The organism is Caballeronia sp. GAWG1-5s-s, assembly GCF_023631445.1.
Classification (GTDB): domain Bacteria; phylum Pseudomonadota; class Gammaproteobacteria; order Burkholderiales; family Burkholderiaceae; genus Caballeronia.
Genome location: NZ_JALQDC010000004.1, coordinates 343715 through 361983, shown reverse-complemented (window position 1 = coordinate 361983; position 18269 = coordinate 343715). Strand labels below are relative to the sequence as shown.

General features: G+C 64.2%; 20 protein-coding genes. 10 read left to right on the top strand and 10 right to left on the bottom strand.

The genetic code is table 11. From position 1 onward, the window contains the following. Positions 1–101: 101 nt before the first annotated feature. The 3 genes from NCR34_RS07565 to NCR34_RS07555 all read left to right on the top strand — a co-directional run bounded on the left by NCR34_RS07565 (position 102) and on the right by NCR34_RS07555 (position 1898). Positions 102–485 (top strand): hypothetical protein, encoded by a 384-nt coding sequence (locus NCR34_RS07565; RefSeq protein ID WP_248319868.1) that lies wholly within the window; start codon positions 102–104, stop codon positions 483–485. A 37-nt stretch (positions 486–522) separates the two neighbouring features. Further along, entirely contained in the window at positions 523–753 is a 231-nt protein-coding gene (locus NCR34_RS07560) for a hypothetical protein (RefSeq protein WP_248319867.1), read from the top strand. 611 nt (positions 754–1364) lie between these two features. Continuing rightward, on the top strand, positions 1365–1898 hold the full coding sequence (locus tag NCR34_RS07555; protein ID WP_250499505.1) for a cupin domain-containing protein: 534 nt from the start codon (positions 1365–1367) through the stop codon (positions 1896–1898). 21 nt (positions 1899–1919) lie between these two features. Here NCR34_RS07555 and NCR34_RS07550 read toward each other — a convergent pair whose 3' ends face one another. Continuing rightward, positions 1920–2861, bottom strand: a complete 942-nt coding sequence (locus NCR34_RS07550) for a DMT family transporter (protein ID WP_248319866.1) — start codon at positions 2859–2861, stop codon at positions 1920–1922. Between the two features lie 316 nt (positions 2862–3177). Between NCR34_RS07550 and NCR34_RS07545 the strand changes: the two genes are divergently transcribed. Next, the gene (locus tag NCR34_RS07545) at positions 3178–3687 is read left to right on the top strand and encodes an ElaB/YgaM/YqjD family protein (protein WP_250499504.1); all 510 of its coding nucleotides are present in this window, start codon (positions 3178–3180) and stop codon (positions 3685–3687) included. Between the two features lie 381 nt (positions 3688–4068). Beyond that, the gene (locus NCR34_RS07540; RefSeq protein WP_248319864.1) at positions 4069–4446 is read left to right on the top strand and encodes a hypothetical protein; all 378 of its coding nucleotides are present in this window, start codon (positions 4069–4071) and stop codon (positions 4444–4446) included. A 212-nt stretch (positions 4447–4658) separates the two neighbouring features. On the opposite strand, the gene NCR34_RS07535 is transcribed toward NCR34_RS07540, so the two are convergent. Beyond that, positions 4659–4928: a DUF1488 family protein gene (locus NCR34_RS07535; protein ID WP_175940343.1), complete on the bottom strand. Its 270-nt coding sequence runs from the start codon at positions 4926–4928 to the stop codon at positions 4659–4661. Positions 4929–5149: 221 nt separating this feature from the next. Beyond that, positions 5150–5374: an FmdB family zinc ribbon protein gene (locus tag NCR34_RS07530; RefSeq protein ID WP_248319863.1), complete on the bottom strand. Its 225-nt coding sequence runs from the start codon at positions 5372–5374 to the stop codon at positions 5150–5152. Positions 5375–5523: 149 nt separating this feature from the next. Between NCR34_RS07530 and NCR34_RS07525 the strand changes: the two genes are divergently transcribed. Further along, on the top strand, positions 5524–6069 hold the full coding sequence (locus NCR34_RS07525) for a DUF4142 domain-containing protein (protein ID WP_248319862.1): 546 nt from the start codon (positions 5524–5526) through the stop codon (positions 6067–6069). Between the two features lie 70 nt (positions 6070–6139). Here the strand turns inward: NCR34_RS07525 and NCR34_RS07520 are convergent, their stop codons facing one another. Together NCR34_RS07520 and NCR34_RS07515 are read right to left on the bottom strand one after the other, a co-directional pair. Then, the gene (locus NCR34_RS07520; protein ID WP_248319861.1) at positions 6140–6841 is read right to left on the bottom strand and encodes a carbonic anhydrase; all 702 of its coding nucleotides are present in this window, start codon (positions 6839–6841) and stop codon (positions 6140–6142) included. A gap of 285 nt (positions 6842–7126) precedes the next feature. Further along, positions 7127–7786 (bottom strand): hypothetical protein, encoded by a 660-nt coding sequence (locus NCR34_RS07515; protein ID WP_250499503.1) that lies wholly within the window; start codon positions 7784–7786, stop codon positions 7127–7129. Between the two features lie 775 nt (positions 7787–8561). Between NCR34_RS07515 and NCR34_RS07510 the strand changes: the two genes are divergently transcribed. The 3 genes from NCR34_RS07510 to NCR34_RS07500 all read left to right on the top strand — a co-directional run bounded on the left by NCR34_RS07510 (position 8562) and on the right by NCR34_RS07500 (position 13687). Then, positions 8562–9908: an O-antigen ligase family protein gene (locus NCR34_RS07510; protein ID WP_250499502.1), complete on the top strand. Its 1347-nt coding sequence runs from the start codon at positions 8562–8564 to the stop codon at positions 9906–9908. 1 nt (position 9909) lies between these two features. Next, positions 9910–11220, top strand: a complete 1311-nt coding sequence (locus NCR34_RS07505) for a cellulase family glycosylhydrolase (protein WP_502800059.1) — start codon at positions 9910–9912, stop codon at positions 11218–11220. A 124-nt stretch (positions 11221–11344) separates the two neighbouring features. Beyond that, complete coding sequence (locus NCR34_RS07500) at positions 11345–13687, top strand: GNVR domain-containing protein (RefSeq protein ID WP_250499501.1); 2343 nt, start codon at positions 11345–11347, stop codon at positions 13685–13687. A 6-nt stretch (positions 13688–13693) separates the two neighbouring features. Here NCR34_RS07500 and NCR34_RS07495 read toward each other — a convergent pair whose 3' ends face one another. The 3 genes from NCR34_RS07495 to NCR34_RS07485 all read right to left on the bottom strand — a co-directional run bounded on the left by NCR34_RS07495 (position 13694) and on the right by NCR34_RS07485 (position 16194). Continuing rightward, on the bottom strand, positions 13694–15073 hold the full coding sequence (locus NCR34_RS07495; protein WP_250499500.1) for a glycosyltransferase family 9 protein: 1380 nt from the start codon (positions 15071–15073) through the stop codon (positions 13694–13696). A 213-nt stretch (positions 15074–15286) separates the two neighbouring features. Further along, positions 15287–15775 (bottom strand): hypothetical protein, encoded by a 489-nt coding sequence (locus NCR34_RS07490; protein ID WP_250499499.1) that lies wholly within the window; start codon positions 15773–15775, stop codon positions 15287–15289. Positions 15776–16020: 245 nt separating this feature from the next. Beyond that, on the bottom strand, positions 16021–16194 hold the full coding sequence (locus tag NCR34_RS07485) for a hypothetical protein (protein ID WP_248319855.1): 174 nt from the start codon (positions 16192–16194) through the stop codon (positions 16021–16023). A gap of 68 nt (positions 16195–16262) precedes the next feature. Here NCR34_RS07485 and NCR34_RS07480 point away from each other — a divergent pair, with 68 nt between their 5' ends. After that, positions 16263–16451 (top strand): hypothetical protein, encoded by a 189-nt coding sequence (locus NCR34_RS07480; protein ID WP_250499498.1) that lies wholly within the window; start codon positions 16263–16265, stop codon positions 16449–16451. A gap of 108 nt (positions 16452–16559) precedes the next feature. On the opposite strand, the gene NCR34_RS07475 is transcribed toward NCR34_RS07480, so the two are convergent. Both NCR34_RS07475 and NCR34_RS07470 read right to left on the bottom strand, forming a co-directional pair. Beyond that, positions 16560–17849 carry an RNA polymerase sigma factor gene (locus NCR34_RS07475; RefSeq protein ID WP_250499497.1) on the bottom strand — a complete coding sequence of 430 codons (1290 nt, stop codon included), beginning with the start codon at positions 17847–17849 and terminating at the stop codon, positions 16560–16562. Continuing rightward, positions 17846–18244: a VOC family protein gene (locus NCR34_RS07470; RefSeq protein ID WP_250499496.1), complete on the bottom strand. Its 399-nt coding sequence runs from the start codon at positions 18242–18244 to the stop codon at positions 17846–17848. The genes NCR34_RS07475 and NCR34_RS07470 overlap by 4 nt, the downstream gene beginning before the upstream one ends. Positions 18245–18269 lie beyond the last annotated feature (25 nt).

The window sequence follows — 18269 nt, the reverse complement described above, 5'->3', positions numbered from 1 at the left end:
TTTCAACGTTCACATCTGTTACAGGCGTTGTAACGCAAGGCCCGACGCGCCCGCCTAACATGCGGTCATGGCCGTGCTGCGGCCGTCAGGCAGAGGACAACATGAACGTCAAAACAATTATCGGACTGGGAATCGCCGCATGCGCCGCGCTCGCGTGCGAGGCGGCATTCGCGGGCGTGAGCATCGGGGTCAATCTGGGCGTCCCGGTCGCGCCGGTCTATGCCGCGCCTGCGCCGGTGTACGCCGCGCCGCAACCCGTGTACGCGCCGCCGCCGCCCGTCTACGTCGAGCAACCCGCGCCGCCGCCCGTCGTGTATGAGCCCGCGCCGCCGCCCGTCGTGTACCAGCCCGCGCCCGTGATGGTCGCGCCCGCGCCGGCTATCGTCGTCGGCTGGCACGGCGATCGTTACTGGGACGGCTACCGTTATTGGGACCGTCGCGACTGGTACGCGCATCACGGCGTCTATGGCCATCGCCATTGGTGAGACCGGACGTCGGGGAGCGCACATCATGAATAGGCACATGAACACCAAGCCGGGCCGGCGCGTGTCGCGTCTGGCGATCGTCTCCGCGACGCTCGCGCTCGCGGCGGCATTGAGCGGCTGCGTCTATGCGCCGCCGTATGCCTATGCGCCCGCGCCGGCTTATGGCTATGCGCCCGCATACGGCTACGGTTATGCGCCGGCGTACTACGCGCCGTCGGTATCGGTCGGCGTTGGCTTCGGCGGATACGGACACTGGCACGGCCGCTAAGCTCCGCGAGCCGGAGAGGCGTGGAAACGCGACGAATATCGGTCGGCGTCGGGTTCGGCGGATATCGACACTGGCACGGCCGCTAAACTCCGGTGAGCCGGAGAAGCGTGGAACGCGATGAATATCGGTCGGCGTTGGCTTCGGCGGATACGGGCACTGGCACGGCCGCTAAGCTCCGCGAGCCGAAGAGGCGTGAAAACGCGATGAATATCGGTCGGCGTCGGGTTCGGCGGAATGAACACTGGCACGGCCGCTAATCCCGGCGAGCGGAAGAGGCGTGGAAACGCGACGAATATCGGTCGGCGTCGGCTTCGGCGGATATGGACACTGGCACGGCCGCTAAACTCCGGTGAGCCGGAGAGGCGTGGAACGCGATGAATATCGGTCGGCGTCGGCTTCGGCGGATACGGGCACTGGCACGGCCGCTGATCTCCGCGAGCCGGCGACGCGTGACAACGCGGTTAATAGGTGTCGGCGTCGGGTTCGGCGGAATGAGCACTGGCACGGCCGCTAATCTCCGCGAGCCGACGAAGCGCGAAAACACGCTGAACCGCGCCTAACGACAGGAACAGCCGTTGCTGCGATGCTCCCGATTCCACGGAGAAACGCATATGGCCGAGCACACCGAAACCGAGCAGGCGGCCGACGCCCGCTGCGAGTCGTTCATGCTCGCGGCGAACGGCTGGGTGCCGAACAACGCGCGCTTGCCGGTACTCGTCTGGCACGGCGCGATCGATCCTCAGGACCGCGACTGCGGCAGCCGCTTCGAGGCGCTCTTCGCGCAGAACGGCTGGCCGCCGCAATGGCGCGACAGCGTCTTCGACTATCACCATTTCCATTCGACGGCGCATGAGGCGCTCGGCGTGGCGTCAGGCGAAGCTGAACTGATCATCGGCGGACCGAACGGGCGCGTGATCCCCCTGCGCGCAGGCGATGCCCTGATTCTGCCTGCCGGCACGGGGCACTGCTTGCTGACGAGCGGACGCCGCTTTCAGGTGATCGGCGCGTACCCCCCGGACCAGCAGTGGGACATTCGCCGCGACGCGCTCTCCGACGACGAGCGGCGCGCGATGGAAGCCCTGCCGTTCCCGAAAAGCGATCCGGTCGGCGGAGAAGGCGGACCGCTCACGCGCTTGTGGCGATAAGCGGCGTACTGCGCACTACGTTCACTGCTTGGCGCACGCCGCGCGGCGTTCGCGCACGAGCGGCACGCGCTTGACGACGCCCGTCGCGAGCGCGGTGCCGGCCAGCACGACGGCGCAAGCCGCGGCCATGCCCGCCGACACGCGCTCGGCCAGAAAGAGCGCGCCCCACAGAATCCCGAATATCGGAATCACGAACGTGACGGTGATCGCCCGCGCGGGTCCGGCGACCGCGATCAGGTGAAAGAACACCATGTAAGCCACGCCCGTGCACGCGACGCCGAGGCCGAGCACCGCGCCCCACGCGCTGAGCGACACCGCGCCCGCGGGCCACGCGACGAGCGCGAACGGGATGAGCACGAGCGTCGCTGCGCTCATCGTGCCGGCTGCCACGGTCAGCGAATCGACACCGGTCAGATACCGCTTCGTGTAACTGGCGGCGATGCCATAGCAGAGCGTCGCGGCCAGCGCGGCGAGGGCCGCTAGCGCCGTCGTCATCGGCGCGATCGCGGGTGTCGTGGCGTCGTGAACGAACATCTGATCCCACACGAGCGCCATCACGCCCGCGAAACCGATGCCCAGTCCCGCCACGCGCAGGCGGCTCAAACGATCGCCGAGCCACAGGTAGGCGACGAGCGCGCCCCAGAGCGGCGTCGTCGCGTTGATCACGGAGGTGACGCCCGCGGTCAACGTCAATTCCGCATAGGCGAAGAGACAAAACGGCGCGGCGGAGTTGAAGACGCCGACCACGAAAAGCGGCCACGCGCGCTTGCGCATGGTCGCGAACGCCTCGCGCGGCGAGCCCCGCAGCATCAACACGATAACGAGAAAGGCAGCGCCGATGCCCACGCGCAGCGCCATCAGCGGCGCGACGCCGAGATCGGTCACCCCCACGCGAATGAAGAGAAATGAGCCGCCCCACAGCGCGGCGAGCAAAAGCAACTGAGCTAGATTGACGGGATTCATGACAGGCTTCGCGTAAAGAAAGGATGAAGCCATCGTAGCGGCGCGCAATCGCGCGATGCTTCGCTGCGGCCTGAAACGAAAGATGCGCGAGCCGAGGGCTTCGTCCGATGGAGGAGCATCGTAGGCGCGCGGCCGGGCGTCGGCAAACGAGCAATTCTCACCGGTATGTGAAAGAAATTGCGATTCATGCGGACGCGCTCCGGCGTCGGGCTTATGCCGTGCGGACGAGTGGCGCGCGTCTGTCGTCGGTGCGACTCTTGCTGGCAGGACGAAGAACGGCTCACGCATGACATCAACGACGCGAAAGGAGAGCGCCATGGAGAACGTCAACGTCAACGCAAATGCCAACGCCAGCGGCAACGCGAATGCAAAAGGGAACGCCGCGACATCGTCGGGCGAACCCGCTGTGTCGCGCAAGGCCGTGGAGCGCGCGATGGACGCCGCACTCGGGCCCGGCATGGAGCAGAGCGGCGAGGGCAACGCGGCGGCGCACGCGCCCGGCGCTGCGCAACAGCCCGCGCGTAATGCTCCGTATCCCGCGCCCTATCATGCGCACGGCAGCGTGCTGGAGGGCGGCGACAGTCCGGCCGTGCTTGCGCAGCCGGCGTCGGCTTCCTCGCAAGGGCAGGGCAGTCCGTTGCGTCCGGAGCGGCTGTCGGCGGGCCGCCGGGCGCAGCGCGTCATCTCGGGGGCGCAGGATGTCGCCGTGGCGCGCTATCGGCTCGTCACGGAAGGCACCGACGACTTCGTGCACGATAACCCGTGGAAGTCCATCGCGATGGCGGCGATAGGCCGCCTGATCGTCGGGCTGCTGATCGCGCGCTGATGCCGCATGGGGCGCGGCGGGCCTCGTCTTGCTTCGCAGCGATGGACGGCGCGGTGCGCATCGCCGCGCCGGACCGCTATGAATGGTTCGACGAGCGAAGCGCGCGCAAGCGGCTAACTATGGACGTCACGCAAGGCGGTCGTGCCGATGCACGATGAAAGCCGCGCCGCGTACTCATTGCGCATTCCGAATCGAAGGCAGGCGTTGGTCTAGCGCTCGTGCTTGCGACGCGCGGCTTCGAAACCGCGAGAAATCGGCGATGCTGGGGCAGCTGACAGCTCGCGTCGTCGCGGCGGCAGCTGGCGCTCTCCGTGAAAACGCGCATCGGCACGCGCACTGATTGCGCATTCCAAATCAAAGGTAGGTGTTTGTCTGACGCTCATGCTTGCCATGCGCGCCTCGAAACCGCGTGACCTGGCGATGCTGCGGCTGCGTTCGGGCCCACGTCGTCCCGGCGGCCGCAGGCGCTTCTCGTGGGCACGCGCATCGGCACGCATACTGATTGCGCATTCCGAAGCGATCGCAGGCGTTTGTCTCGCGCTCACGCTTGCCATGCGCGGTTTCGCAATCACGCGAATCGGCGGTGGTGCTGCTGTCAGGCTCGTGGTGTTCTGGCGGTGGCAGGCGCATTTCGTCGACACGCGCATCTGCGGGACGGGCCGGCAGCGCCAGGCGACGAATGGCATCGACATGCGCTTGAGCACTTCCGGTGGGAACTACAGCGCGAGGAACGTGTGGCAGGGTAGGAGCCGCTGCTGATCGGCGCTAGCCACGAACGAAGGCACCGAACCGCGCGACGCGTTGCGAGAAGTGGGCTACGACGGATCTATCGCGATCCTTCGCTGGTGAGTAATGGACCCGTCGCCGCACTTCTCGGATGCCGAAGCATTTCGGCAAGCGACGTCGGCGCCGTAGCGTCGACGCTGCCGTCGATTGAATCAAACCGACCGGCGGCGTCGATATATGAATGTTCAGGCCGTCTTCTTGAAGTCGTTGGTTTCGAGTTCCACCGACTGACCGCCATTGCGCTCGAGCGCCCGGCGCGCCGCTTCCTCGATCTGCAGACGTCCGCCTTCGAACGCGCTCAAGATGGCGTGCGACGAGGTTCCGCTATTGCCGAAGTGGTCGTTGAGCGCGTCGAGAGACACGCTGCACCAGACTTCGCGGCCGTCCACCGACGCTTCGAATGCGACACGCGCTGCCGCTACCACATGACGCCGCCCGCTGAACTCTATCGTCATCCTGATCACCTCCTGTTATTCGTTTGAGTTAAACGTTGGGAAAAAAGGAAAACTGGAAAGGCTTGATACACGCTGACCGTCACGCTCGGGACGAACTGGCCGAATGCCGGCATGCCGCCGGTGCCGCTTTCATCATACGCCGCGCGGCGCGTTCGCAGGGAAGTGCAACGCGTATGCCTGGCTGCGCGTCGGAAACGGCGCGCGCATCGGCGAGGACCGTTTCAGCAGCAGAGGCAGCCGCCGCGATGCCGCATGCCGTAACTGCCGACGTCGTCGTTCTGGGCCTGCGAGCTGCCGCCGCTGCTCCCGACAGACGGCGCGCCGACGGTCACGCGCACGGCCGTCGCGCCGCATGTGGGGCAGGCGGCGGGGTCGTCGCGTTCGGAGATGCGGCGGACTGCTTCGAATGCGCCGCATTCGGAGCATGCGTAGTCGTAGACAGGCATGGCGTCTCGTAAAGGAATTGAGAAGGGAAAGTGTAGCAAGCCAGCATCAGAAGGGCAGCAATAGCTATTCCGGAAGCGCGAGCGGCTCTCGGCTGGGTGGCATCGCCATTGCTATCGAAGGGGAGCTATCACCGCCAAAGGAGGCATCAATGAAACGCAATGCAGTTCTGCTCACCGCGCTGGCATCGGCGCTATTTGCCGCCGCGCCGGCAGTCACGCTCGCGCAGACGCAGGCGGCCAGCACCACGATGGCCAACGACTTGCCCTCGCCTGACAAGGAATTCGTGCAGGCCGCGTCGAAGTCCAGTTCCACGGAAATCGACGCCAGCAAGCTCGCCACCAAGCAATCGCAAGACAAGGATGTGAAGAGCTTCGCGCATCACATGATGGTCGATCACACGAAGCTCACGATGCAGCTGAAGATGGCCGCGCCGCACGGCATCGCCGTGCCGAAGGACAATTCGGACACGGCCGTGCTCGATTCGCTGAAAGGGCTGAAGGGCAAGGAGTTCGACACCGCCTATATCCAGAAGGTCGGCGTGCAAGGCCACCAGGAAGCGGTCGAAGCCTTCAAGAAGGAAGCCGAAGGCGGCCAGAACGCGGACTTGAAGAAGGCCGCGCAGAAGGCATTGCCGACCATCGAGCAACACCTGAAGATGGCGCAGGACCTCGCCTCGAAGAAGGGCGTGCAGTAAGCGTAAGCATCGAAACGGCGGGCGCGGCGTTCGGCGCCGCGCCGCCTTTCCTTGCTTCCCTCTGCTCCTGTCAGCGCGAGCCGCTGTGCAGGAGCCGCTCGCGTGCTTGCGGAATCGACTCGAACGCGCCGGCGTACTCATCGAATACGGACACCTCGCCCTGTCCGATGTCATAGACCCAGCCCTGCACCTGTAGCTTGCCGAGCGCGAGCCGTCCCGCCACCGCCGGGTGCGTGCGCAGATGCGTAAGCTGGAGGCGGATGTTTTCTTCGACCATCGCCTGCACGACGCGGCTTTCGTCGAGTTTCCTCGTCATCACGACACTGCGCGCCGCTTCCGCGTTGCGCAGCCACGCGTGGACCGTCGGCATTTCATCGGCAATGGTGGCGCCGGACGCGAGGCCCTTCATGGCGCCGCAATCCGAGTGGCCGCAGATGACGATCTGGCGCACGTTCAGCGCCAGCACCGCGAATTCCACCACGGCGGACACGCCTCCGAGCATTTCCCCATAAGCCGGCACGATATTGCCGATGTTGCGGCACACGAAAAGCTCGCCCGGGTGCGTCTGGGTAATCATCTCGGGCGACACGCGCGAGTCGGCGCACGTGATGAACAACGTATGCGGAGCCTGCTGATGAGCGAGGCTCTTGAAAAGCGCCTCGCGGTCGGGAAAGACGAACCGGCTGAAGTCTTCGGCGCCCTGCAGCAGATACAGCAGGTCGGGGTTATCGGAGCCTTTGCGCTCTTCGTTCATCGTCAATTTGTCGGACATGGGACCTCTACGTTTCACAGACCGGCGCGCGTCACGCGCCGCAACCGAGAGCTTGCGGGGTTTTGAGATGATCTGCAAGCGTGAGGCATTGTCGCGCTGAATGATGCAGTCGGCAGGAAACCGTTTTCTCTCTGCAGAAGAGCGGTGAAAGCTGCCTGGAAGCGTCGAGCTCGCCACTACGAGGCGTTCGTCACGGCCGCGCCGAAGCGCGACGCGCGATCATGCACCATCCGGGGTCGCAACGCGAGTCACGCCCGACGCTGCCACGGATGCCGACTCATCCGCTCAGAGCGCGTCGAGCCCGGTGACGGTCTCGACAGGAAACACGGCGTCCGACGGCGTGGCCAACTCGTGCCGGCGCAAGCGGTTGACCGCCGACAGTCCCAGCGACAAGCCCGGGTCCAGATAGTGAATGACGAGGCTGCGGCGTTCCCCTGCGAGCACATCCAGATTGCAATGCTGCATCAGGAATCCGTTGAAGACGTACACGTCGCCCGCGAAGCCCCGAATGCGAGAGCACAGGCCGCGTTCGAGATGCCGCTCGGTGCGCGCGGCGCGAAGCTGGAACGGCAGGCCGCGCTCGCCCCACTGCATGCTCTTGCGCAAGAGGTTGTGACGGCGTCGCGGAATCTCGCGTGTTCGCGGATAGACGACGAGATCGCCGCTCTTGTCCTTATCGCTCGCTGTCTTCAGCACGATCACGAGCGTGAGCACTTGCGAGTCGAAGTGTCGGCAATGGCTGCCCGCCGTCGTCGTGCTGCTTCCGATGCGCAGACCGAACCACGGTCCGACCGTCGCGGTGACCTGCATCGTCGACCTGAGCCAGTCGGATGCGGCGCGCACGGCCTCGTTTTCGAGTTCCTTGAAGGCGGGAATGTCGCGCAAGGTATGCACCACATCCTGCGCGCTGCCGAAAAAACTGCTCGTGGTCGTGCGTGGCTTCATAGGCCGCATCCAGCATGCGGTTGATAGCGGAAAGCGTAGCCTGCGGCACGACGGATTCGAATACCGCAATGCTGCCCTTCGATGCCTGCGTCAACGCGGCACGGTCTTGTGCGTTCATATGCGCTCCCGAAGATGACGTGGAAAAGACGGCGATTCGTTGCGGGCGCGAGAGTCATCGGAGGCCGCGTGGCGCGTGCCTCGAAGCGAGAAGCATGACGTTGCCGCTGACGTGTGCGGCATTGCAGGCGTGCGTGCTGGTCTGACTCATGGCGAGCCTCTTTGATCTTTTCGATTCGTTCGATACCGCGACCCCGCGCGTCCGGCCCCGACCGCCTCCCGGCGCGCATTCCTGTCCGGCTTGATTCGTACGTAATCCTACGCGTTTCGATTCGTGCCGATATGGCTCTAATGTACGACGTCACGCGCGTTCGCGACACATGACGACCACGAGGACAAACCCGTAGCGACGCCACAATAAGCCGGCTTATGTTCGGTAACGATCGCAAGGAACGTTCGGGTGCAGACATCAGCGCCTGCGTGTGGCGGCTTATGAGCGCAAGCCGACATAGCAAACGTGAGCGCGGAGCATCGACCGGAACGAGCGTGCGTAGGCGCACGGAGGGGCCTCGACGGCGGCGGTAAGTTTTCGGCAACGGGGGCGGGCCTGGCCGGGTCCGTCGCGCTGGAAGCACAGCGCATACAACAAGAGGCGATCGGCGGCGACATGGGCGACATGCGCGACCGGCGATCCCCGGCGACATGCGACGGTGAAACAATGGAAAGGGCATCGCTCGAAGACAAACTGTGGGTCGCGACGTTTCTCGCCGCCGTGGCAAGCGACGTGCTCTCGGGCGTCATGCGCTATTACACGTCGATGGCCGGCGTGCCTCAGGCCGCGTATCTTCCGAAAGTCGTCATGGTCGCGTGGGTGTTGTTCACGCTCATCAAGCGCCCGAAGGCGAGCCACGCGCTCATTGGGCTCTACATGCTCGCGCAGTCGTGCGTATCGCTCTCGCATGGCGTCGTGCCGCAAGCCGTCGCGTTCTGGGTGTGGACGGTGACGCCGATGCTCTTTGCGCTCACGGCGCCGCGCGGCGCGCTCGCGCTGCTCAACGCGCGTACCGCGACAACCGGCTTTGTCGTGCTCGCCGCGCTGTGCGGCATCGGCATTCTCGCCAACACGTTCATGACGCTGCCGTGGGTGGGCGTGAGCGTATCGGTCGGCGGGCACAACGTGCGCGCCGCGGTGTCTTCCTATGTCGGTATCGCATCGCGGCTGTCGGGCTTCGGCCGCGATAGCGCGTCGACGGGGCTCATGGCCGGTCTGCTCACTACGTGGCTTCTCATGCGGACCGACAATCGCTGGTTGCAGTGCGCGTTGCTCGCGGCAGCGGGCGCGGCCATTCACGCCACCACCAACAAGACGGCGCCCGTGGCGCTCGCGCTTGTCGTCGGTGCGCACTGCCTTTTCTCCACGATGACGATGAAACGCGCCTGCCTGTGGGCGACGGCCTTCGCCATCGGCTTTCCGCTCGCGTCGTTCATCGCGGCCTCGGCGTTCAATCTCTCCGGCACGGGCTACATGACGCTCGCATCCTTCCAGGATCGCATGTTCAATACATGGCCGATCCTGATAGAAGGACTCCTGAAGAACAACCGCATATGGCTCGGACTCGGACCAGGTGGCTTCGGCTCGGCATCCACCTATTACGAAAGCGCGTTCGGGTTCAATGTGGCCTATGCGGACAACACGGTGCTGTATGCGCTCGCGAGCTTCGGCATGCTGGGCGCAGTAGCGCTTATCGGCTTTTTCGTGCGCGTGTTGCTGAGAGCGCAACCCGAGGACAGACCGTCGTGGGCAATGCTTCTTTATCTGCTCTTCGCCTGCGCCACGACCGATATCTGTGAATCGATCGGCTGCCTGCTATTCCTCGGCATCACGCTCGCTTATCTGCGTGAGAGCGGGCTCGCTGTGGAGCCGCGCGTGTGGCGCATGCCGGTGCCGTTGTCCGCGATGCAATGGCGCGCCCGCATGCCGGCGATGCATGCGATGCATGCGATGCCGTCGGTCAAGAGCGAGCCGATGCTCGAATCGGCGCGCGACGGACTGCGGAGCCTTTGACATGATCCGCGCGAAAAGCATCGCCCGGCACATCGCGGTAGCGGGCGTCGTGGCCGCCTGCATCACGATGCTGCCCGCATCCGCCACGACCGATGTAGCGCTCGACGGCTCGCCGGTGTCGCTCGAGCGCGCTTATGTCGCGTTGCCGTCGTTTGCCGCGTCGCGGGCGAACACGGGCGTCGCCATTCATCAGATCGGCGATACGCAACTGCTCGACGCGGTGAAGGACGTCGGCTTCTCGTTCGTGCGCACCGACCTCTTCTGGGAAGCGGTGCAAGCGCCGGACGGCTGGCACTTCGGTGAGTTCGACGGTCTCGTGAACAACCTGAAGGCGCGCGGTCTCGGCGCGCTTTTCATCCTCGGCTACAAGCATTACGCGTACAGCCCGGACCAGCCGCCGACGTCCGCGCCGCAGCTCGCCGCGTTTCAGACGTACACGTATCAGGCGGCATACCGCTATCGCAATGCGCCGGTACGCTTCGAAGTGTGGAACGAAGAAGATCATAAGGACTACTGGTTAGTCACTCCCTCGGCGACCGCGTATCGCGCGTTGCTTCAGACTGCGGTGAAAGCGGCACGGGCCGCGAATCCCAACGTGGTGATTGCGACTGGTGGCGTGCAGCAGGTCGATCGCGACTTCATACGCGCGGTGGGCGATATCAGCGCGACGCAAACCGGGCCGGACGCCGTGAGCGTTCATCCGTACCGGCAGCAAGAACCGGAGACCGTGCTCGGGGATTATCGTGCGTTGCGCGAGGACCTCTCGACGTATGCAAGGCGTCCGCAAGTGTGGGCCACCGAATGGTCATACCCGAGCGTCGGCTATCACTATGTAGTTGATATCGGCAATGGTCACGCGAGCGAAGCGCGCGCGAGACAGGCGAACTATGCGGTGCGCTTGCTGTTGATGAACTGGATCGCGCAAGTGGGACTGACCTCCTACTACGACATGCGCAACGACGGCAATGATCCGAAGGAGATGGAACATAACTTCGGTCTGCTGGATGCGCAGAACGGAAAGCTCCCGGCGTATCGAGCGGTGAAGCATCTGTTCGCGTTCACGGCGGATGCGAAGAACGCGCGGTATTTCATCGACGAGAAGGAGCAATACATCGTGCTCAAGTTCGACGACGCGCAGGCAACGAAATATGTGGTCTGGTGCTACGGCGCCGGCAACGTGGTGAATCTGGATGTGTCGCGTCTGCCTGCGGGCGCGCGGATCACGGATCTGTTTGGCGTCGCGCGAGCCGGGCAGAAGGTGCTCGCCGTGACGGAAGCGCAAGGGCCGGTCTTCGTGACGGTTTCCTCGTAGTGGTTCGCTGTACGTATCAGCAGGCACATGCGAGGGAATGTGCCTGCGTGGAAATGCACTGACGTCCTGGGTCTTTTACTTTTCTTAGGGATATAACATGCTTTCATATAATATGCGCCCGGCCATGACGCCAGTTCCGCAACGCGGCGACGGTCTCGTCGACTTATGGCGCAGCGTGGTGCGCCATAAGACCTTGTTGGGCGCAGTCACCGGCACATGCTGCGCGGCCGGTGTGCTGTATGTGCTGCTCGCCACGCCGCAATATCGCGCTGAAGCGCTGTTGCGCGTGCAAAGCAAGGCCGGCACGTCGATCAGCGCGCTCTCCGACGTATCTGGCTCGATGGCCGCCGACGCCTCCGCGAACGACGAGAGCGACGTGCTCACGTCGCGTTCCGTGGTGAGCGCGGCTATCGCGCAGACGGGCGCGGAGACCGTCGTCGAGACGAAGAGCCACTTTCCTTTGATCGGTAGCTATCTCGCGTCGCGCCACGCGAGCGACAACGAGCTTGCGCCATCGCTCTTCGGCCTCGATGACTATGCTTGGGGCGGCGAGCGCCTGAAGCCCGGCGTGTTCACCGTTCCTGAGTCCACTTACAAGGCGAAGTTCCGCGTGGTCGCGGGACCAGCGGGACGATGGACGCTCTACGACAAGGACGACAGGCAACTCGCGCAAGGGCGCGTCGGCGAGACAGTGCCGTTTCAGGTCAGTACGCCGGAAGGGCAGGCGCCCGGCGAACTGCGCATCGACACGCTGCGCGCGCGCCCGGGCATCAGCTTCGAACTGCGCAAGTACTCGCAGCAGATGACGTTCGACAACGTGATTGCGCGGCTGCGCACATCGATTCCGCCGCGCGAATCGTCGTTGCGCGACCCGTCGCTGATCCACCTGAGCTATCAGGCGGAATCGCCGCTGCTCGCGCAGGCCATGGTCAACGCGATCATCAAGACGTATCAGCAGCGCGACGTCGAACGCCGTGCCGCGCAGGCGCAGACGAGCCTCGACTTCCTGAAGCAGCGCCTGCCCGCGTTGAAGCAGGATCTCGAAACGGCCGAGCGACGCCTCAATGCATTCCGCACGCAAACGGGCACGGTCGACATGGCGCAGCAGAACGCCGCGCTCATCACGCGCATGAGCCGGCTGGAAGAGCAGCAGACGACGCTGCAACTCGCCCTCGATGCCGCGCAGCATCGCTACAAGCCCGACAACGAGAACTATCAGAGCGCGCTCACGCAGTTGAATCAGGTGAAGCGCGAGATTGCCGATACGTCGAAGATCGCGGCGAATCTGCCGACCGTGCAGCGGCAATACGTCGAGCTCGCGCGAGATGTCGCCGTCACGACGCAGCTTTACACGAGCGTGCTCACGAATGCGCAACAACTGGAAGTGGCGGCCGCGAGCACGCCGCCGGGCGTCGCGGTGGTGGATTGGGCCGTCGCGCCCGAGAAGCAGTCGTGGCCGCGCGCGTGGATCGTGCTGCTCGGCTCTGTCTTCGGCGGCCTCTTTATCAGCACCGTTTCGATCTATCTGATCGCGTTGAATCGGCGCGAACTTCGGAGTCCGGAAGAAATCGATCAGTTCTCGCAGTTGCCGCGTCTTGCGGTGATCGCGCGTTCGACGGCGCAACTGCGCCAGGACGTGCGCGCGCTAACGCACAACGCCGCGCCTGCGAAGCTGCTCGCCATGACGAGTCCGACCGACCCGAGCATCGAGGCGTTGCGCTCGTTGCGCAACAGCGTCCGCGCGATGCTGAGCGGCGCGCCGGTGCCGATGGTTCATGCGGGACTCGGCGGCGGACTCAACTCGCTGAACCCGATGAACGGGATGCCTTTCGGCACGACCACGACGATGATGAATCCGCGCTATGTCGCGAGCGCCGACGATCGTCACGGCAAGGTGATCCTCTTCACCGGCCCGACGCAGGGCGTGGGCAAGAGCTTCGTCTCCTCGAACTTCGCGTATCTGCTAGCGGAAACGCGTGCGTCGGTGTTGCTGATCGACGCGGACATGCGGCAGGGCCGTCTGCGCCATCTCGTCGATGGCCGCACCGGGCCCGGTCTCGCTGAAGTACTGGAAGGCTCCGCGCACGTGGATGAAGCGATCGTCTCGCTCGGCGGTGGTCTTTCGATGATGGACGCGGGCGCGTTCTATCCCGAGAATCCCGCGGAACTGCTCGGCCGTCCGGCGTTCCAGGAGACGCTGTCGATGCTGCGCGACATCTACGATTACGTCGTCATCGACTCGCCGCCGGTGCTTCCGGTCAGCGACGCGCTCTCCATCGCCATGCACGATTGCGATCTCGTGCTGCTGGTGTCGCGGGCGGACCGGACGGGCGCGCGGCAACTGGAAGAGACCTTGCGCCGCCTTGAAAACGTGGGCGCGAAAGTGGGCGGCCACGTGTTCAACGGCTTCGCGCCCGGCCGCTACGGCGCGCGCGAGGAGTACGGTTTCCGGGCAGTCGCGCGCTGAGCGCGGCTAGCGTGCGTCGGCATTGAGCAGTCGCTGCAACGCGCCGACCACGTCGCCCCAAGCGCCCAGCTCGCGCGCCCGGACGAGCCGCACGTTCGGGTACCAGGCCGTTGTGGCGCCTTCGCGCTCGTAGCGCCATTCGGCGACGTGGTTCAGAAAGAGATAGGTGCGCTTGCCGAGCGCGCCGGCGAAATGCGTGAGCCCGCCGTCGTTGCCGATGAACGCATCCAGCCGATCGATCAGCGCCGCCGACTGACCGAGCGTCATGTCGAGATCGAGCGTGGTAAAGCGGTCGAGATCGTTCGAGCGCGGGTCGTTCAGCCAGCGGCGGCGTTCGAAGCCGCGCTGCATGACGACCCAGTAGACGTCGCTCTGCGTATCGAACAGCGGGTCGAGGTCGGGCAGGGTGAGGCTGCGGCTCGCGAAGTTATTCGCCGATTCGCACGATGACCAGAACACGCCGACGCAGCGCCGGCCCCGCGCGCGATGCCAGATGCGGTCGACGACGGCATCGACGCTCGCGGAGGCCGCCGGTTCGATGTACCGGTGCGACGGCGCGTGGCCGAGCACCGGGAAAAGGGCGGTGAACAGCGTGAACGGGTCCGTCCACATTGCGCCGTCGCCCGTCGGTCGCGTGAAGCCGGCGGCTTCCATCGCCCGGACGTAGTCGGCGCGATCGGCTTCCGGCGTCGCCACGCGGAAGAGGTCGGTGTCGTAGTCCACGGCGACGCCCATCGCCTGCAACGCGCCGATGTAGCGCGCCCAGTTCACCAGATCGCCGAAACCCGACGCGATGAGTTGGACAGACAGGCGCGCGGGCAGGGCGCGCTGACCGGTCCAGTAACCTTCGCGGTTCACATGCGGGAAAAGCACGCGCCGCGCGTCGTCGGACGACCAGTACTGATGCATCGCCTCGACGCCATGCGCGATGCCGTGAAGCCGCATGCGGCTGCGCGCCTGGTGATGACCGAGCACGAAGGCGGAATGCTCGTCGATGCCGTCGGGTCTCAATTCCAGTACGCGATTGTCTTCACCGAGATAATGCCATCCGTACACGCGCCACAGAAAACCGGCGATTTCAGGCGTCGACGCTTTCTGCGCGAACGATTCGATTCCCGCGAGCGCGACTTCTTTCAGACCGAGATGTGCGGCGACGTCGCACATGCAGTGGACGTGAAAGGCGAAAGAATCGGACAGACGCGTGAGCATGAAACAAATATCGAGCGCCTGAAGAAATTGTCCCGCGCGCAGATGCACGATTGCGCGCCAATGCCAGTATTCGGCCGTGTTGCCATCCGCCGCTCGCCGTTCGTCGAGAAAGCGCGCGCATGACTCGACATCGCCGGCGTAGAGTTTCGGATAAAGGTCGTCGTATTGTTCGAGCATGCTGTCGTGTCGTGGGTGGTGCGCAAAACTGGGCTTGAGCCCAGACGGAAGCGCTAATTACGCGACTATGGCACGATGCCGGGGCAGGTTTCGCTGAGTGAACGAATCGTCGAAGAAATTTGACGATTCAGCGCGCGTGCTTTCAGTATAGGTCGTGGTTTTGGTTTGGGGAGCACGGGGGAAAGCGCGTTGGAGAAGCGCCGACTTCTCGCGCTAGAACGCGTAAAGCTCCGGCACTCGTTCGCTCAGCTTGCGCGCTCGATACAACATGCGGTGGGTCTTCGGCGACAATACGTTGACTTCTCCTTTCAGCAAGCGGCTCACCATCTGTACGACGTCCTGTAACTCGTCGGCTTTATTGGCGACGCTCGGTCGGTTCAAATGCGTCATTTTCTCCAGAATTTGCGGATCGGTCACCGTGGTATGCAGGAGAATGGAAACGTGAGAATGCCGATTAATGAAAGCAGTGAGCGAATCGATATTGCCGAGATCGAGATCGTGCTGCAAGAATGCGGGATCGAGAATAAGAATATTGATGTCGCTACGATTTAGGCGGTCCGTTAATTCGACTTTGCATGAGGATATTCCGACAACTACCGGAAGACTGCTTTCGCTTAGAAGCAATTTTAAGCCTTCCGCTATCATCGGTGTCGTGTCCGCGATAAGCACTCGATGTAAAGCCTTTCCTCGTTTCATCTTCAAGCCCCAAATCGATTGAAAGGTGCCACTGAGAAGGAGGATAACGCGGAACGCCTAGTTTCTCGAACGATTTTTATGCGCGTTTTTGCGAATGTCTTTTACTGAGCATTTTCTGATTAAATTCCGATGCCTTCGGGAAATACTCTCGGACGTCAAGCAATTGGTTCGGAACGGTTTGAAGTTGCTGAGACGAATTCGGCCGCGCCGATTATCGACGCGCACCATTGACGTGTTATCGCAGAGCAGTATCAGCGATCGTCCGGACGTGGAACGCCCGCCGGACTCGGGGGATCGCGCAAATCGGCGTCCGCTTGCGGCGGATGCGGCGGGTCTTCGGGCTGCGCCGGCCCGAGATCGGTCAGTCCCTCGGAGTCGATCGGGTTTTCGGGTGGTTTATTGGTTGAGCTGGTCGATGCGGACATGGTTGGCTCCGGTTGTCGAATACATCGACGCAACGAAGCAACGCGCATTCCGCGATCAGGCACTGTCGATGCTGATGGTCATCTCAACAAAGGAGACGATCATGAGTATTCCGCAGAACGAACCGGGCACCGATGTCGTCGATACGGACAAAGCGGCGCAGCCCGCGCCGAAGTCCGGCGATCAACCGGCCGATATGCCGCTGACCGAGGCAGACGACGGCAACACGCGCACACCAACTGCGCCAGCGCAGGAATAGCAACGTAGGATCGGCGATGGCATAAGCGGTCGCCGATCATCAATTAAACGGCTAACTAAAAATGTGCTAATTTATCTTATGTCAAATGACGTAGCCGTCGCCCAGCAATCAACCCATCTCCCGACTCCGCTTCAACAAAAACTCCCGCTCCCGTGCATTTCTCGCCAGCCCCGCCGCCCGCATGAACTCGTCCCGCGCCTCATCCACGCGACCAAGTCGCGCCAGCAAATCCGCGCGCACGCCGGGCAACCAGTGATAATTCTCCAACGCGGCCGCATCCCGTAACCGGTCGACGATGGCGAGCGCCGCCTCTGGCCCCGACGCCATGCTCACCGCGACCGCGCGGTTGAGCTCGACCACCGGCGTCGGCGCCACCTCCATCAGCGCATCGTAAAGCGCGACGATCATCGGCCAGTCGGTCTCGGCGGCGCTCAGCGCGCGCGCGTGGCATGCCGCCAGCTCCGCCTGCAATGCATACACGCCGCGCGCGCCGCCCAACGCCGCCGCGCGCCGCAGCGCCGCCAGACCGCGCTGAATCAGCAACGGATCCCAGCGGCTGCGATCCTGATCCGGCAACAGCACCGGGCGGCCGTCGCGGTCCACCCGCGCCTTCGTCCGCGATGCCTGAATCTCCATCAGCGCAACGAGGCCGTGCACCTCGCTCTCATGCGGCATCAGTTCGGCGAGAATGCGGCCGAGCCGCAGCGCGTCGTCGCAGAGCCCGGGCCGCATCCAGTCATCACCGGCTGTGGCCGAGTAACCTTCGTTGAAAATGAGATAGATCACTTCGAGCACCGATGCCAGCCGCGCCGCGCGCTCGCCGGCCTTCGGCACCTCGAACGGCACGCGCGCCGCCGACAGCGTGCGCTTCGCCCGCACGATGCGCTGCGCGATCGTCGGCTCCGGCGCAAGAAACGCCCGCGCGATTTCGTCCGTCGTGAGGCCGCCCGGAAGCCGCAGCGTCAGCGCGACGCGCGCATCCAGCGACAGCACCGGATGGCACGCCGTGAACACGAGCCGCAGCAGATCGTCGCCGATGTCGTCGTCGCGGGCGGCGTCGAGGGAATCGACGAAATCGGGCGTGATGTGTCGCTCCTGCGCATCCAGATCGCGGCCGAGTTCCTCGTGCTTGCGCGCGTGCAGCGCGTGCTGACGCAGACGGTCGAGCGCCCGGTTCTTCGCTGTCGTCATGAGCCACGCTCCCGGTTTCTCGGGCACGCCTTCGCGGCTCCAGTGCTCGAGCGCCGCGACGAACGCGTCCTGCGCCAGCTCTTCCGCGAGCGCGACGTCGTGCACGACGCGCGCCACGCTCGCAATCACCTTCGCCGATTCGATGCGCCACACCGCCTCGATGGTCCGCCGCGTCGCTGCTTCGCGTTCGTCCGACGACGCGCTCACGCTGCTTCCGGCTCCATATGCACCAGTTCCCAGGTATGGCCGTCGAGGTCCTCGAACGCGTGACCGTACATGGACCCGTGGTCCTGCGGCGCGCGCGGCGTGCGCCCGCCCGCAGCCACGGCCTTGGCGATGAGTTCGTCCACTTCCGCCCTGCTCTCGCAGGACAGGCACACGAGCGCCTCGACGCTTTCACGCGCATCGACGAGCGTCTTGTCGGTGAACGTCTTGAAGAACGCCTCGGTGAGCAGCATCGCGTAGATGTTCTCGCCGATGACGAGGCACGCGGCGGCGTCGTTCGTGAATGCCGGGTTGAAGTGAAAGCCGAGCGCCTTGAAGAACGTCATCGATTGCTGAAGGTCGCGAACCGCCAGGTTCACGAAGATCTGCTTGTGCATGGCGTGATGCTCCGTTTTCATGGGA